This is a genomic window from Streptomyces sp. TN58 (genome assembly GCF_001941845.1).
In the GTDB taxonomy this organism is placed as follows: Bacteria; Actinomycetota; Actinomycetes; order Streptomycetales; family Streptomycetaceae; genus Streptomyces.
In genome coordinates this window covers 1,980,322-1,995,559 of the sequence record NZ_CP018870.1, presented here as the reverse complement: position 1 = coordinate 1,995,559, position 15,238 = coordinate 1,980,322, and the positions used below count along the sequence as shown (strand labels likewise).

Below are 15,238 nucleotides of genomic sequence, written 5' to 3'. Positions count from 1 at the left end.
AAGGGCCGGGAGGGCGAGCGGCAGACCGGTTTACGGGGGCCCGTACGGGGCCCGGGGCCGCGGCGTGGCGGGGGCGCGGGCCCGGGGGCCGGGGCGGGGCGGGAGTGACCCGAACGGGCCATCGGCGCCGCTGTGGGACCGGGTGGGGCGTGAGTGGCGGATTACCGGGCTTCCGGATGGGCACAACGGATGCAGGTTGACCTCGAAGGATGCGTGCCCCGTTGCCGCGGGGACGGCGCCGATTTATCGTTCCGGCACGATTCGCTAGCAATCTCACGGTATGTGAAGGGGCCGCGGCCATGGTGGCGAAGAAGACAGCGGTCTCCGGGAACCCGGCTCCCGCCGAGAAGGCGACGGCGGCCCGCAAGGCGACCGCCGAGAAGACTCAGGCGAACACGAGGACGAAGGCGACGACGAAGAAGGCGACGACGAAGAAGGCTCCGGCCAAGAAGGCGTCGGCGGCCGAGACGGCCGCGGCCGAGAAGGCGTCGGCGGCCGGTGGGAAGACGACCGCAGTCAGGAAGACGACCGCCGTCGAGAAGCGGACGGCCACGGCCAGGAAGGCCGGAGCCGAGGGGGCGGCGCACGCCGCGAAGGAGACGGGAGTCCGGAACGTGGTTGCCAAGAAGAGCACCGGTGCGGCGAGGAAGACGGCTGCGGCCGCCACGAGCGGGCTGCCCAAGACCCGGGTCACGGCCCCCGCCGCCCCCGCCGAGCTCGCCGTACGGCCCGGGGAGGACCCGTGGACGCCCCAGGAGGTCGAGGAGGCCCGCGCGGAGCTGGCGTCGGAGGTGCTGCGGCTACGCGCCGAGCTGGACGCCTCCGAGGTGGCCATCTCCGGCCTGATGCGGGACTCGGGCGACGGCGCCGGCGACGACCAGGCCGACACGGGCACCAAGAACATCACGCGGGAGTCGGAGCTGGCGCTCGCCGCCAACGCCAGCTCGATGCTGGAGCAGACCGAGCGGGCCCTGGAACGCCTGGAGGCGGGCACCTACGGGCTCTGCGAGAACTGCGGGCAGCCCATCGGCAAGGCCAGGATGCAGGCCTTCCCGCGGGCCACCCTCTGCGTGGACTGCAAGCAGAAGCAGGAGCGGCGCCACTAGGGGGTGTCGTCGAAGCGGCGTCGGCCGCCCGTGAGGGCGGGGGTGCCGGACCCCGCCACCCGGACGGGACGTCGAAGACACCTCTGGGGTCCCGGCCGCGGGCGCTGTGCGGGGGCCCTGGCGTACCCTCGTCTGGTCAGGGTCCAGGAGGAGCCTGGGTCGGCTAGTTCGGGGAACTCACGTGGCAGAGGCGGAGCGCATCATCGGTACGCCGGAGGTCGGGGACGACGCCCAGCCGGAGTCGGCGGCGCCCAGGGGGCGCCGGCGCATCGCGGCGCTGCTCGTCGTGGCGGTGCTCGCCTACCTGCTGGACCTCGGCACCAAGATGCTGGTCGTGGCGAAGCTGGAGCACCAGCCGCCGATCGAGATCATCGGCGACCTGCTGAAGTTCGAGGCGGTCCGCAACCCGGGCGCCGCCTTCGGGTTCGGCGAGGCCTTCACCATCATCTTCACCGCCATCGCGGCGGCCGTGATCGTGGTGATCGTGCGCCTGGCCCGCAAGCTCTACAGCCTGCCGTGGGCCATCGCCCTGGGCCTGCTGCTGGGCGGCGCGCTGGGCAACCTGACCGACCGGATCTTCCGTTCGCCGGGAGTCTTCCGCGGGGCGGTCGTCGACTTCATCGCGCCGGCGCACTTCGCCGTCTTCAACATCGCGGACTCGGCGATCGTGTGCGGCGGCATCCTCATCGTGCTCCTGTCCTTCAAGGGCCTGGACCCGGACGGCACCGTCCACAAGGACTGAGCGCGGCACTGATCGCGGGACGGCCGCTGCGCCGAGTCCTGCATACTCGACGGGTGAGTACGATTCCCGAGATCCGCACCCTGCCCGTTCCCGATGGCCTCGAAGGCGAGCGCGTCGACGCCGCCATCGCCCGTATGTTCGGTTTCTCCCGGACCAAGGCGGCCGAGCTCGCGGCCGAGGGGAAGGTGTCGGTCGACGGCAGCGTCGTCGGGAAGTCCGAGCGCGTCCACGGCGGGGCCTGGCTGGAGGTCGAGATGCCCGCGCCCCCGCGGCCCGTCGAGGTCGTGGCCGAGCCGGTCCCGGGCATGGAGATCGTCCATGACGACGACGACATCGTCGTCATCATGAAGCCCGTGGGCGTCGCCGCCCACCCGAGCCCCGGCTGGACCGGCACCACCGTCATCGGCGGTCTCGCCGCCGCCGGCTACCGCATCTCCACCTCCGGCGCGTCCGAGCGGCAGGGCATCGTGCACCGCCTCGACGTCGGCACGTCCGGCCTGATGGCCGTCGCCAAGTCGGAGCGCGCCTACACCTCGCTGAAGAACCAGTTCCGCGAGCGGGTGGTCGACAAGCGCTACCACACGCTGGTGCAGGGCCACCCCGACCCGATGAGCGGCACGATCGACGCGCCGATCGGCCGTCACCCGAGCGCCGACTACAAGTGGGCGGTGACCCAGGACGGCAAGCCGTCCGTCACCCACTACGACCTGATCGAGGCCTTCCGCGCCGCCTCGCTGCTGGACGTCAAGCTGGAGACGGGCCGTACGCACCAGATCCGCGTGCACATGTCCGCGCACCGCCACCCGTGCGTCGGCGACCTCACCTACGGCGCCGACCCGACCGTCGCCAAGCGCCTCGGACTGACCCGCCAGTGGCTGCACGCGGTCCGGCTGGGCTTCGAGCACCCGGCGGACGGGCAGTGGGTGGAGTTCGAGAGCACCTACCCGGCCGACCTCCAGCACGCCCTCGACGTGATCCGCGCCGAGAGCGAGTAGGAGCAGCCCCCCGGGCCGCCGCACCGGGCGGGCGCCGCGGCCCGACACGCGGCCGGCGCCCCGACGACGCGGCCGAGGCCGGGCCAGGCGGCCTGGCAGGGTGGGGGAGTGGATCAGCTCGCTCTGCTCTTCGTGCTCCTCCTCGGGGCCGTGGTCATGGTGCCGCTCGGGGACCGGCTGGGGCTGCCCGCGCCGGTCCTGATGACCCTCGGCGGGGCGGTCCTCGCCCTGGTGCCGGCGGTGCCGGACGTCGAGGTCCCGCCCGAGTACATCCTGCCGCTGGTGCTGCCGCCGCTGCTGTACGCCTCCGTACAGCGGACCTCGTGGCGGCAGTTCGCCGCCAACGTGCGGCCCATCCTGCTGCTGGCCGTGGCCCTGGTCTTCGTCACGACGGCCGCCGTGGCCGCCGTCGCCTACTCCGCGGTGCCCGCGCTGCCGCTCGCCGCGGCCGTCGCGCTCGGCGCGCTCGTGGCGCCGCCCGACCCGGTCGCCGCCACCGCCGTCGCCGGATCGCTGGGGCTGCCCCGGCGCATGGTGTCGATCCTGGAGGGCGAGGGGCTCTTCAACGACGTCACGGCAATCGTGCTCTACCACGTGGCGATCGCCGCCGCCGTCAGCGGCAGCTTCTCCTGGCCCGACGCGCTCGCGGAGTTCGTGCTGTCCGCCGTCGTGGCCGTCGCCGTCGGCCTGGCCCTCGGCTGGACCACGCACCGGCTGATGGGCAGGCTCGGCGACGCCACCCTCCAGATCGGCCTGACGCTGCTGGTGCCGTTCGTGTCGTACGTGCTCGCCGAGGAGCTGCACGGCTCCGGGGTGCTGGCCGTGCTGACGACGGCCCTGTTCCTCGCCGAGTACGCCTCCGACGCCGACGACGTCCTGGGGCGCCTGGCCGGGCACACCTTCTGGGAGGTCGTGGACACGCTGGTCACCGGCGTCGCCTTCGGGCTGATCGGACTGGAGCTGCACAACGTCTTCGGGACGGCGCAGGACCGGCTGGGCGAGATGGTCGGATGGGCCGCGGCCGTCGTGGCGGTGGTGGTCGGCGTACGGCTGGTCTGGCTGCTGCCGGCCGGGTGGCTCGCCAAGAAGCTGCACCGGCGGCGCGACTACGACGAGGAGATCCCGGTCAGCTGGCGGGAGAGCGTGGTCATGTGGTGGGCCGGGATGCGCGGGGTGGCCTCGGTGGCCCTGGCCCTCGCCATCCCCCTGAAGACGGACTCCGGCGAGCCCTTCCCCGCCCGGGACGAGATCGTCTTCATCGCCTTCGCGGTGATCATGGTGACCCTGGTGTGCCAGGGGCTGACCCTGCCGTGGCTGGTGCGGCGCCTGGGTGTGGAGGAGGACACCGACGCCCGGCGGGAGGCCGAGCGGCAGCTGGCGATCCGCGCCGCCAAGGCCGCGAAGCGGCGGCTGAAGGAGATCGAGGAGGCCGAGGACCTGCCGGAGGACCTGCTGGAGCAGCTGAGCCGGCGCGCGTACGACATGGGCGCCCGTATCAGTCCGGACATGGTCGACGAGGAGCGACGTGAGGCGTACGCGCAGCGCGTGCAGCGGCTCCACGACGTCCAGCGCATCCAGCGGGAGATGATGTCGGCCGCCCGCCACGAGGTGCTGGCCGCCCGCAGCGAGCCGGGCTCCGACCCGGAGGTCGTCGACCGGGTGCTGCGCCACCTCGACGTACGCAGCCTGCGCGCACCATGAGCGGTGTCTTCCTCTCGGTGAAGGGACGCTCGGTGTGTGGTGTCGGTCACGCACGGGCCGCCGTCGCGCGCCCGTCCTCGTGCCGTCCGGCTGTGAAATGCGCCACAGGGGCGGGGCGGGCGCCAGGAGTCGCGGCGTACCGGGGCCTGGGGCGGCTGGCACGATGGAGGCATGAACATCATGCTTTTCCATTCGACGTACGGGCTGCGGCCCGCGGTGCACGCGGCGGCCGACCGGCTGCGCGCGGCCGGTCACCAGGTCCAGGTGCCGGACCTCTTCGAGGGGCGTACCTTCGAGACCGTCGAGGAGGGCATGGCCCACCAGGAGGAGATCGGCCGTGACGAGCTGCTGAAGCGGGCGGTGCTGGCCTCGGCCCCCCACTCCGACGGGGGCCTGGTCTACGCCGGCTTCTCCTTCGGCGGCTCCCTCGCCCAGCACCTGGCGCTGGCCGACGAGAAGGCGCGCGGGCTGCTCCTGCTGCACGGGACGGCGGACCTGGAGGAGGACGCCTCGGTGGACGAGCTCCCGGTGCAGCTGCACATCGCCGACCCGGATCCCTTCGAGCCGCACGACTGGCTGACGGCCTGGTACCTGCGGATGCAGCGGGCCGGGGCGGACGTCGAGGTCCACAGCTACCCGGGCGCCGGGCACCTGTTCACCGACCCGGACCTCGACGACTACGACGCAGAAGCGGCGGAGGAGGCCTGGAAGACCGCGATCGGCTTCCTCGACAGCCTGTAGCGGCGCGGGGCATGGGAAAGGGCCCGGACCGGCGGATGCCGGTCCGGGCCCTTTCCGTCGCTGGGGTCAGCCCGCGCGGTAGGCGGTCCAGTTGCTGCTCATGCGGGCCACCTGGCCGGCGGTGAACTGGTACATGCAGGAGTCGTACGTGTAGTCCATGAAGTTGCGGATCGGGTCCGCGCCCGGCTTGTTGGCGCAGCTGTCGCGCCCGGTCGGGCACTCGTACGCGGGGCTCTTCTCGGCCGGGGTGTCGGAGACGTAGTCGCCGTTGCCGTTACAGCCGCCCTGGAAGGTGTGGTACAGCCCGAGCCAGTGGCCGACCTCGTGGGTGGCGGTGTCGCCCTCGTTGTAGTTGGCGGAGGAGCCGCCGGGCAGCGAGCTGTCCAGCACGACCACGCCGTCCATCTTGGGGCTGGAGGCGTAGGAGGTCGGGAAGGTCGCCCAGCCCAGCAGGCCGCCGGAGAGCTTGGCGGTGTAGAAGTTGAGCGCGCCGGGGCCGCCCTTGCGCAGGGTGTTCTTCATGTCCTTCTCGGCCTGGGAGCCGGAAGCCAGGTTGTACCAGGACGCGTTGTCCGTGTAGTCGGTCGACGCCAGGGTGAACTGGAAGTTCGTGTTGACGTTTCCGGTGCCCTGGCCGCCGTAGGCCGCGTTGAGGACCGCGAGCTGCTTGCTGACGTCGGTGGACGTGAGCTTGCCGGTGGTGCCGGAGTGGATGACGTGGAAGTACACCGGGATGTTCACCACGGCCTCGGCGGCGGCGAGGCTGCGCTGCGGCTGGTTCTTGAGGGCCTTGTCCAGCTTCGACTTCAGGTCGGCGTCCATGGCCTTGGCCTGCGCGTCGGTGAGCTCGTTCGGCTCGTCCGCGTGCTCGTCGTGGGCGCGGGTCACGCGGGCGTTGGCGGGTGCGGCGGCCTGGTCGGCGCACACCTCGGCGGGGGTCTTGGCGGCCGCGAGCGTGGTGGGGGCGGCAAGCGGGGTGAAGGCCAGGGTTCCGGCCAGGACCGCCGTGCCCATCAGGCGGCGGCGGAGAAGGGGGGATATGCGGGCGTTCGCGCGCACGTGTGCTCCTCGCGGGTGGGGGGTCGTGGGGGGTGGTGGCCTGAAGGATCTTCTTCAGCTGGCGCGAAGCTTATGTGTGCATGACATATTCAGGTCAAGTGTCTTACGTAAAAGATTTGTTGCTTCAAACGCACAAGGGGCGTCTGGTACGTACCAGACGCCCCTTGTGGCGAGAGAATTGACCGTTTGTCAGGTGAGTCAGCGAACGGGCTGGTAGGCGCGCTCCACCTTCTGGGTGCCGTTCAGCGTCCGGTAGGAACGCGACCATTCGGACGTGGCGTCGGGACGGCGCTTGTCGGATATGACGTAGTAGTCCATCTGCGAGCGCTCCCGCGTCACGTCCAGCACGCCGTAGCCGTGCGCGTCCATGTCGAGCCACTTCACGTGCCAGTTGGCGGCCCTGATGGCGGACTCGGCCACCAGCGAGAGCGTGTCCGGCAGCACGTGCAGGATCTCGTCCAGGTTGTCGGACGTCACCGACGTGACGACGAACTCGGTCGCGGCCGTGCCCGAGCCTGGGTACGTGGCCATGTTCACCGGGACCTCGTTCGCCCAGGCCATGTGGATGTCACCGGTCAGGAACACCGTGTTCCTGACGTTGCGCTCCTTCAGGTGGCCCAGCAGCTCCTTGCGGTCGTCCGTGTACCCGTCCCACTGGTCCACGTTGATCGCGATACCGCCCTCGGGCAGGCCGAGCAGCTTGGCGAGCGGCTTCAGCAGGTGCGCGGGCAGCGAGCCGAAGGCCACCGGTGAGATCATCACCGACGTGCCGACCAGCTTCCAGGTCGCGTCGGAGCCCGCGAGCCCCGCCTTGAGCCAGTCCAGCTGGGCGCGCCCGGTGATGGTGCGCTCCGGGTCGTCCACCGCGCCGCTGCCGATCTTGGCCTGCTGCGAGCGGAAGGAGCGCAGGTCCAGCAGGTGGAGGTCGGCGAGGGTGCCGAAGCGCAGCCTGCGGTAGACCGTGCCCGCCGTGGAGGTCCGTACCGGCATCCACTCGAAGTACGCCTGCTTGGCGGCCTCGGCGCGGGCCGCCCACTCGCCCTCGGCGCCCGGGGTGTGGTTCTCGGCTCCGCCGGACCACGTGTCGTTCGCGAACTCGTGGTCGTCCCAGATGGCGATCACCGGGTGCGCGTGGTGCAGGGCCTGGAGGTCGGCGTCCGTCTTGTACCTGCCGTGCCGGGTGCGGTAATCGGCCAGCGAGACGATCTCGTGTGCCGGCTCGTGCCGGCGCACGGTGTACTCGGCCTCCGGATAGCCCCCGGAGGCGTACTCGTAGATGTAGTCGCCCAGGTGCAGGACCGCGTGCAGGTCCGTACGGGCGGCCAGGTGGCGGTAGGCCGAGAAGTAGCCGGACTCCCAGTTGGCGCAGGAGACCACGCCGAACCGGACCGAAGGGGTCGTCACGTCGTGGGCGGGGGTGGTCAGCGTCCGCCCGACGGGGGAGACGGCCGAGCCGGCCGTGAACCGGTACCAGTACGGCGTCTGCGGCCGCAGTCCCCGCACGTCAACCTTGACCGTGTGGTCGGCGGCCGCGCTCGCCGTGACGGTTCCCCCGGCGACGATCCGGGAGAAGGCCCGGTCGGAGGCCACCTCCCAGCCCACCTGGACGGCCGGGCCGGCGCCCGAGCCGGGAACGGCCTCGGGGGTCGGGGTGACACGGGTCCACAGCAGGACGCCGTCGGGCAGCGGGTCGCCGGAGGCGACGCCGTGCAGGAAGGCGGGCGCGATGCCCGCCGCGTGGGCGGTCGCGGCGCCCAGCGAGGTGAGGGGGGCCAGCGTGGCCGTGGCCGCCGCGGCGAGAACGACCGTACGGCGCCGGGGCGTTGCCCCGGGCTGGGAAGGGATGAGATGACTGGTCACGGCCGGTCATATTACCGACGGGTACAGCATGTGGAACAGATGTCGGAACGCAACGAGCGGGCGAACTCCAGGAGTTCGCCCGCTCGTCCGCCCTATCGCCGGGCCGCCCGCGCGGAAGGGTGACTTCCGCCCTTTCGGGATCAGCCCTGCAGGGCCTTGTCGATCGCCGCCGTGAACTGCTCCGCCGTCTGCGGGGTGTCGATCTTCTTGCCGTCCATCTTCAGGGTCGGCGTACCCTTCACGCCCGACTTGTCGAAGGTCTTCGACATCTCCAGCGCCCACCGGTCGTAGGTGCCGTCCTCGACGGCCTTCCTGAACTCGGCGTTGCCCTTGAGCGCCGGGACGGTGTCGGCGACCTTCAGCAGGTAGTCGTCCTTGGCGAAGCTGTCGACGGTCTCCTCGGGGTGCTGCTCCTTGGAGTACAGGGCGCCCTTGAACTCCAGGAACGCCTCCGGGCTCACGTTCAGCGCCGCGCCCAGCGCGCTCAGCGCGTTCTTCGAGCCCTCGCCCTTGACCGCGTTGTCGATGAAGGTCGCGCCGACGTACTGGAGCTTGTACTTGCCCGCGTCGACGTCCTTCTTGATCTGCTCGCCGGCCGCCTGCTCGAAGGAGGCACAGGCCGGGCAGCGCGAGTCCTCGTACAGCTCCAGGGTCTTCTTCGCGTCGGCCTTGCCGACGACGACCGTGGTGCCGTCCTCGCCGGTGGTGTTCTTCGGCTTGACCAGCTCGGCCTTGGCGGCCTTCTCCCAGTAGTCGGGCTCGTTGGCCTTCATCACCCCGTAGGTGACGACGCCGATCAGGCCCAGTGCGGCGACGACGCCGACGCCGACTATGACCTGGCGGCGGAGCTTGTCCTTCTTGGCCTGCGCCTCGCGCTCGGCCCGAAGCCGCTCGCGGGCCGCCGCCTTGTTCGCCTGGCTGTTGCGTGAACTCATCATGGTCTCCGTGGTGTGTGACGGGGGGAACGGACTGCCGTACGTGCGTCAGGCGCGCGCGAGCGCGCCGGGCACGGGCGGTCCCCGCCGTCCCACGGAGTGTGCGGGGAAACGCGTACGGGCCCCGGCGCCCGCCGGGACCGGCCGCAGCGCCCGCCGGGCCCGACCGCGGGCCGCCGTGACAGAAGCCGCCGCCAGCCGCAGCGGCCGGAACGCGAAGGCCGCCACCGCCCGCAGCAGCCGGCCCAGCGCCCGCTCGCCGTGGCGCAGCCAGGCGGCGGCGAGCAGCCCCACCGAGACGTGTGCGCCGAGCAGCAGCCAGGGCGTGAACGGCCCCGGAGAGGCCAGCAGCGCGGCCGCCTCGGCGGGCCCGGCCACCTCGGTCAGCGGCCCGCCCACCGGGGCGCCCCCGCACAGCTCCTCCAGCCCCATGGCGCGCAGCGGCCCCGAGACGGGGCCGCCCGCCGGGCCGTAGCAGAGGTGCTGGCCGGCGGTGAAGACGGTGTCGGCGGCCAGCTCCAGCGGTACCAGGAGCCCCGCGATGGGGCCGAAGCCCCGCTCGCGCCCCGCGAGGGCGTAGGCGATCACGAAGACGCCCGCGAAGGCCCCGCCCACCAGCGCGGGCGGCAGCGGGACCTGGGACATCAGGACGTGCGAGCCGGACGAGAGCAGGACGACGAGCGCGCTGAACAGCGCGGCCCGCAGCCCTCTGAGTCCCGTCCCGGAAAAATCCATCCTCGCGAGTGTGCCACGTGTTCCTGTGCGAGCCGGTTCAGGGGCTGAGGCGCCCGTTGCGGAACAGGTCCACGAAGATCTGGTGGTCGGCGCGCGCCCGGGCCCCGTACGCGTGCGCGAAGTCCACGAGCAGCTCCGCGAAGCCGGCCTCGTCCGCCGCGATCGCCGCGTCGATGGCCCGCTCGGTGGAGAACGGCACCAGGGACTGCCCGCTCTCCGCCTCGTCGGCCGACGCGTGCATGGTCGCCGTGGCCCGGCCGAGGTCCGCGACGACCGCCGCGATCTCCTCCGGGTCGTCCAGGTCCGACCAGTCCAGGTCCACCGCGTAGGGCGAGACCTCCGCGACGAGCTGGCCCGTGCCGTCCAGCTCGGTCCAGCCCAGCCACGGGTCGGCGTGCGCCTGGAGGGCACGCTGGGAGATCACCGTGCGGTGCCCCTCGTGCTCGAAGTACTCCCGTACCGCCCGGTCCGTGATGTGCCGGGACACCGCCGGGGTCTGTGCCTGCTTGAGGTAGATCACGACGTCGTTCTCCAGGGCGTCGCTGTGCCCCTCCAGCAGGATGTTGTAGGAGGGCAGGCCCGCGGAGCCGATGCCGACGCCCCGGCGGCCCACCACGTCCTTGACCCGGTAGGAGTCGGGGCGCACCAGCGACTCGTCGGGCAGGGTCTCCAGGTACCCGTCGAAGGCGGCCAGCACCTTGTAGCGGGTCGCCGCGTCCAGCTCGACGCAGCCGCCGCCGGACGAGAAGCGGCGCTCGTACTCCCGTATCTCCGTCATCGAGTCCAGCAGCGAGAAGCGCGTGCGGGAACGGGCCGAGCGCAGCGCGCCCAGCAGCGGGCCCTCGGCGGTGTCCAGGGTGAAGGAGGGCACCTCGTCCTTGTCGAGCGCCCCGCCCCCGACGGCCAGCCGGTGGATCCGCTCCCGGTAGGCGCCCGCGTAGATCCGCACCAGCTCGCTTATCTGGCCGTCGCTGAGCGCCTTGGTGTAGCCGATCAGTGCCACGGAGGCGGCGAAGCGCTTGAGGTCCCAGGTGAAGGGGCCGACGTAGGCCTCGTCGAAGTCGTTGACGTTGAAGATCAGCCGGCCGTTGGAGTCCATGTACGTGCCGAAGTTCTCCGCGTGCAGATCCCCGTGGATCCACACCCGGCCCGTCCGCTCGTCCAGGTACGGACCGCCGTGCCGGTCCCGCTCCAGGTCGGAGTAGAAGAGGCAGGCCGTGCCTCGGTAGAAGGCGAAGGCGGAGGCCGCCATCTTGCGGAACTTGACCTGGAAGGCAGCGGGGTCTGCGGCGAGCAGTTCACCGAACGCGGTGTCGAACACGTCGAGGATCTCCTCGGCGCGCTGCTCGTCGGTCGTCACGGGGACCGCCATGGCGGGTTCCTCCTGGTGCACGGGTGGTACGGGCTCTGCCGGACTGGACGCCGGACCTGCGCCCCTGGTTCTGCAACGCCCGACCGTACCGCCGCGTGCCCCTGATTGGTCACCCGTGGGACGTAGGATTCGAAGCTGCCCCCTCCCCCCGCCGCCAGGAGACCAGCGCCGTGACCAAGACGCCGTTCACGCACCTGCACGTCCACACCCAGTACTCCCTGCTGGACGGTGCCGCGCGGCTGAAGGACATGTTCAACGCGTGCAACGAGATGGGCATGACGCACATCGCCATGTCCGACCACGGCAACCTCCACGGCGCCTACGACTTCTTCCACTCCGCCCAGAAGGCGGGCATCACGCCGATCATCGGCATCGAGGCGTACGTCGCCCCCGAGTCCCGGCGCAACAAGCGCCGCATCCAGTGGGGCCAGCCCCACCAGAAGCGCGACGACGTTTCCGGCTCCGGCGGCTACACCCACAAGACGATCTGGGCGGCGAACGCCACCGGCCTGCACAACCTCTTCCGGCTGTCCTCCGACGCCTACGCCGAGGGCTGGCTCACCAAGTGGCCGCGCATGGACAAGGAGACCATCAGCAAGTGGTCCGAGGGCCTGATCGCCTCCACCGGCTGCCCCTCCGGCGAGCTCCAGACCCGGCTGCGCCTCGGCCAGTTCGACGAGGCCCTGAAGTCGGCCTCCGAGTACCAGGACATCTTCGGCAAGGACCGCTACTTCCTGGAGCTGATGGACCACGGCATCGAGATCGAGCGCCGGGTCCGCGACGGACTGCTGGAGATCGGCAAGAAGCTCGGCATCCCCCCGCTGGTGACGAACGACTCGCACTACACCTACGCCAGCGAGGCCGCCGCCCACGACGCCCTGCTGTGCATCCAGACCGGCAAGAACCTCTCGGACCCCGACCGCTTCCGCTTCGACGGCTCCGGCTACTACCTGAAGTCGACCGACGAGATGTACGCCATCGACTCCTCGGACGCCTGGCAGGAGGGCTGCGCCAACACCAAGCTGGTCGCGGACCAGATCGACACCGAGGGCATGTTCAAGTTCCGGAACCTGATGCCGAAGTTCGACATCCCGGAGGGCTACACCGAGGTCACCTGGTTCCGCGAGGAGACCATGCGCGGCATGCACCGCCGCTTCCCCGGGGGCATCCCCGAGGACCGCATGAAGCAGGTCGAGTACGAGATGGACACGATCATCTCGATGGGCTTTCCGGGCTACTTCCTCGTCGTCGCCGACTTCATCATGTGGGCCAAGAACCAGGGCATCGCGGTCGGCCCCGGCCGAGGCTCCGCGGCCGGCTCGATCGTCGCCTACGCCATGGGCATCACCGACCTCGACCCCATCCCGCACGGCCTGATCTTCGAGCGCTTCCTCAACCCCGAGCGCGTCTCCATGCCCGACGTCGACATCGACTTCGACGAGCGCCGGCGCGTCGAGGTGATCCGGTACGTGACGGAGAAGTACGGCCAGGACAAGGTCGCCATGATCGGCACCTACGGCACCATCAAGGCCAAGAACGCGATCAAGGACTCGGCCCGCGTCCTCGGCTACCCGTACGCCATGGGCGACCGCCTCACCAAGGCCATGCCCGCCGACGTCCTCGGCAAGGGCATCCCGCTCTCCGGCATCCTCGACCCCTCGCACCCCCGCTACAGCGAGGCCGGCGAGATCCGCTCGATGTACGAGAACGAGCCCGACGTGAAGAAGGTCATCGACACCGCCCGCGGTGTGGAAGGCCTGGTCCGCCAGATGGGCGTGCACGCCGCCGGCGTGATCATGTCCAGCGAGACGATCACCGACCACGTGCCCGTCTGGGTGCGGCACACCGACGGCGTCACCATCACCCAGTGGGACTACCCGAGCTGCGAGTCTCTCGGCCTGCTGAAGATGGACTTCCTCGGCCTGCGCAACCTCACGATCATGGACGACGCCGTCAAGATGGTGAAGGCCAACAAGGGGATCGACATCGACCTCCTGGCCCTCCCGCTCGACGACCCCAAGACCTTCGAGCTCCTCGGCCGGGGCGACACCCTCGGCGTCTTCCAGTTCGACGGCGGACCCATGCGCTCCCTGCTGCGCCTGATGAAGCCCGACAACTTCGAAGACATCTCCGCCGTGTCGGCCCTGTACCGACCGGGCCCGATGGGCATGAACTCGCACACCAACTACGCCCTGCGCAAGAACAAGCAGCAGGAGATCACCCCGATCCACCCCGAGCTGGAGAAGCCGCTCGAAGAGGTGCTCGCGGTCACCTACGGCCTGATCGTCTACCAGGAGCAGGTCCAGAAGGCCGCCCAGATCATCGCCGGCTACTCGCTCGGCGAGGCCGACATCCTGCGCCGCGTCATGGGCAAGAAGAAGCCCGAGGAGCTGGCGAAGAACTTCACGATCTTCCAGGCGGGCGCCCGCAAGAACGGCTACTCCGACGAGGCCATCCAGAAGCTCTGGGACGTCCTGGTCCCCTTCGCCGGCTACGCCTTCAACAAGGCCCACTCGGCCGCCTACGGCCTGGTCTCCTACTGGACCGCCTACCTCAAGGCGAACTACCCCGCCGAGTACATGGCGGGCCTGCTCACCTCGGTCAAGGACGACAAGGACAAGTCCGCGATCTACCTCAACGAGTGCCGCCGCATGGGCATCAAGGTGCTCCCGCCGAACGTCAACGAGTCCGAGTCGAACTTCGCCGCCCAGGGCGACGACGTGATCCTCTTCGGCCTCACCGCCGTCCGCAACGTCGGCCAGAACGTCGTCGACTCGATCATCAAGACCAGGAAGGCCAAGGGGAAGTACTCCTCCTTCCCCGACTTCCTCGACAAGGTCGAGGCCGTCGTCTGCAACAAGCGCACCATCGAGTCGCTGATCAAGGCCGGCGCCTACGACGAGATGGGCCACACCCGCAAGGGCCTGGTCGCCCACCACGAGTCGATGATCGACAACGTGGTCGCCGTCAAGCGCAAGGAGGCCGAGGGACAGTTCGACCTCTTCGGCGGAATGGGTGACGAGGACGGCGGCGACGAACCCGGCTTCGGCCTCGACGTGGAGTTCTCCGACGTCGAGTGGGAGAAGTCCTACCTCCTCGCCCAGGAACGCGAGATGCTCGGCCTCTACGTCTCCGACCACCCGCTCTTCGGCCTGGAGCACGTCCTCTCCGACAAGACCGACGCCGGCATCTCCCAGCTCACCGGCGGCGAGCACTCCGACGGCGCCGTGGTCACCATCGGCGGCATCATCTCCGGCCTCCAGCGCAAGATGACCAAGCAGGGCAACGCCTGGGCCATCGCCACCGTCGAGGACCTGGCCGGTTCCATCGAGTGCATGTTCTTCCCCGCGACCTACCAGCTCGTCTCCACCCAGCTGGTCGAGGACACCGTCGTCTTCGTCAAGGGCCGCCTCGACAAGCGCGAGGACGTCCCCCGCCTGGTCGCCATGGAGATGATGGTCCCCGACCTCTCCTCCGCCGGCACCAACGCACCCGTGGTCCTCACCATCCCCACGGTCAAGGTCACCCCCCCGATGGTGACCCGTCTGGGGGAGATCCTGCGCCACCACAAGGGCAACACCGAGGTGCGGATCAAGCTCCAGGGCCCCCGGACCACCACCGTGCTGCGCCTCGACCGGCACCGCGTACAGCCCGACCCGGCCCTCTTCGGCGACCTGAAGGTACTGCTCGGACCGTCCTGCCTGGCCGGATAGCCACGGCCTTCGCGGGACGGCCGCGGCCGCCACGCGTACGGAAAGGGCCTGCCCGGCGATGCCGCCGGGCAGGCCCTTTCCGGTTCCGGTCGCACAGACCGACGCGGAGGCGTCAGTTGTGGCCGAACCGCTTCTGCTTGCTCTTGTGGGCCAGGTCCATCGGACTCGGCGCCTGGGACGTCTGCTCGTGGGAATCCGACGAGCGCGACGCGTCCTGTCCGGACGAGCGGGTCTGCTGCTTCGCCGGCTGCTTCTGGTTCTTGTTCTTGGCCATGGGGG

13 protein-coding genes are annotated in these 15,238 nt (G+C 70.4%); 6 read left to right on the top strand and 7 right to left on the bottom strand.

The window, feature by feature from the left end:
• Window positions 1-385: 385 nt before the first annotated feature.
• On the bottom strand, window positions 386-625 hold the full coding sequence (locus BSL84_RS37625; protein ID WP_037664581.1) for a hypothetical protein: 240 nt from the start codon (window positions 623-625) through the stop codon (window positions 386-388).
• Between BSL84_RS37625 and BSL84_RS37620 the strand changes: the two genes are divergently transcribed.
• From BSL84_RS37620 to BSL84_RS09045, 5 genes are all read left to right on the top strand, one after another.
• Window positions 615-1,106 (top strand): TraR/DksA family transcriptional regulator, encoded by a 492-nt coding sequence (locus BSL84_RS37620; RefSeq protein WP_324616520.1) that lies wholly within the window; start codon window positions 615-617, stop codon window positions 1,104-1,106. The genes BSL84_RS37625 and BSL84_RS37620 overlap by 11 nt on opposite strands.
• Before the next feature lie 181 nt (window positions 1,107-1,287).
• Window positions 1,288-1,848 (top strand): signal peptidase II, encoded by a 561-nt coding sequence (gene lspA / locus BSL84_RS09060; protein WP_030031674.1) that lies wholly within the window; start codon window positions 1,288-1,290, stop codon window positions 1,846-1,848.
• 53 nt (window positions 1,849-1,901) lie between these two features.
• Entirely contained in the window at window positions 1,902-2,843 is a 942-nt protein-coding gene (locus BSL84_RS09055; RefSeq protein ID WP_030031675.1) for an RluA family pseudouridine synthase, read from the top strand.
• Window positions 2,844-2,951: 108 nt separating this feature from the next.
• Complete coding sequence (locus BSL84_RS09050) at window positions 2,952-4,544, top strand: Na+/H+ antiporter (RefSeq protein ID WP_045323866.1); 1,593 nt, start codon at window positions 2,952-2,954, stop codon at window positions 4,542-4,544.
• A 171-nt stretch (window positions 4,545-4,715) separates the two neighbouring features.
• The gene (locus BSL84_RS09045) at window positions 4,716-5,285 is read left to right on the top strand and encodes a dienelactone hydrolase family protein (protein WP_030030508.1); all 570 of its coding nucleotides are present in this window, start codon (window positions 4,716-4,718) and stop codon (window positions 5,283-5,285) included.
• 66 nt (window positions 5,286-5,351) lie between these two features.
• On the opposite strand, the gene BSL84_RS09040 is transcribed toward BSL84_RS09045, so the two are convergent.
• The 5 genes from BSL84_RS09040 to BSL84_RS09020 all read right to left on the bottom strand — a co-directional run bounded on the left by BSL84_RS09040 (window position 5,352) and on the right by BSL84_RS09020 (window position 11,246).
• Window positions 5,352-6,299: a zinc metalloprotease gene (locus BSL84_RS09040; protein WP_030030507.1), complete on the bottom strand. Its 948-nt coding sequence runs from the start codon at window positions 6,297-6,299 to the stop codon at window positions 5,352-5,354.
• A gap of 243 nt (window positions 6,300-6,542) precedes the next feature.
• Window positions 6,543-8,204, bottom strand: a complete 1,662-nt coding sequence (locus tag BSL84_RS09035) for an alkaline phosphatase D family protein (RefSeq protein ID WP_420711223.1) — start codon at window positions 8,202-8,204, stop codon at window positions 6,543-6,545.
• Between the two features lie 140 nt (window positions 8,205-8,344).
• A complete protein-coding gene (locus BSL84_RS09030; protein ID WP_030033744.1) occupies window positions 8,345-9,139 on the bottom strand; it encodes a DsbA family protein in 795 nt (264 codons plus the stop codon).
• A 48-nt stretch (window positions 9,140-9,187) separates the two neighbouring features.
• Complete coding sequence (locus BSL84_RS09025; protein ID WP_045323867.1) at window positions 9,188-9,874, bottom strand: hypothetical protein; 687 nt, start codon at window positions 9,872-9,874, stop codon at window positions 9,188-9,190.
• A gap of 37 nt (window positions 9,875-9,911) precedes the next feature.
• A complete protein-coding gene (locus BSL84_RS09020; RefSeq protein ID WP_045323868.1) occupies window positions 9,912-11,246 on the bottom strand; it encodes a DUF2252 domain-containing protein in 1,335 nt (444 codons plus the stop codon).
• A gap of 170 nt (window positions 11,247-11,416) precedes the next feature.
• Here BSL84_RS09020 and dnaE point away from each other — a divergent pair, with 170 nt between their 5' ends.
• Window positions 11,417-14,959 carry a DNA polymerase III subunit alpha gene (gene dnaE, locus BSL84_RS09015; protein ID WP_030029216.1) on the top strand — a complete coding sequence of 1,181 codons (3,543 nt, stop codon included), beginning with the start codon at window positions 11,417-11,419 and terminating at the stop codon, window positions 14,957-14,959.
• 112 nt (window positions 14,960-15,071) lie between these two features.
• Here dnaE and BSL84_RS36465 read toward each other — a convergent pair whose 3' ends face one another.
• Window positions 15,072-15,233 carry a hypothetical protein gene (locus BSL84_RS36465; protein WP_199816333.1) on the bottom strand — a complete coding sequence of 54 codons (162 nt, stop codon included), beginning with the start codon at window positions 15,231-15,233 and terminating at the stop codon, window positions 15,072-15,074.
• Window positions 15,234-15,238: the final 5 nt, after the last annotated feature.

Bases quoted from the DNA above. Each gene is read 5' to 3' on its own strand.
- BSL84_RS09045 (WP_030030508.1), top strand. From the start codon at position 4,716: ATGAACATCATGCTTTTCCATTCGACGTACGGGCTGCGGCCCGCGGTG.
- BSL84_RS09040 (WP_030030507.1), bottom strand. From the start codon at position 6,299: ATGGGCACGGCGGTCCTGGCCGGAACCCTGGCCTTCACCCCGCTTGCC.
- BSL84_RS09030 (WP_030033744.1), bottom strand. From the start codon at position 9,139: ATGAGTTCACGCAACAGCCAGGCGAACAAGGCGGCGGCCCGCGAGCGG.
- BSL84_RS09025 (WP_045323867.1), bottom strand. From the start codon at position 9,874: ATGGATTTTTCCGGGACGGGACTCAGAGGGCTGCGGGCCGCGCTGTTC.
- BSL84_RS09020 (WP_045323868.1), bottom strand. From the start codon at position 11,246: ATGGCGGTCCCCGTGACGACCGACGAGCAGCGCGCCGAGGAGATCCTC.
- BSL84_RS36465 (WP_199816333.1), bottom strand. From the start codon at position 15,233: ATGGCCAAGAACAAGAACCAGAAGCAGCCGGCGAAGCAGCAGACCCGC.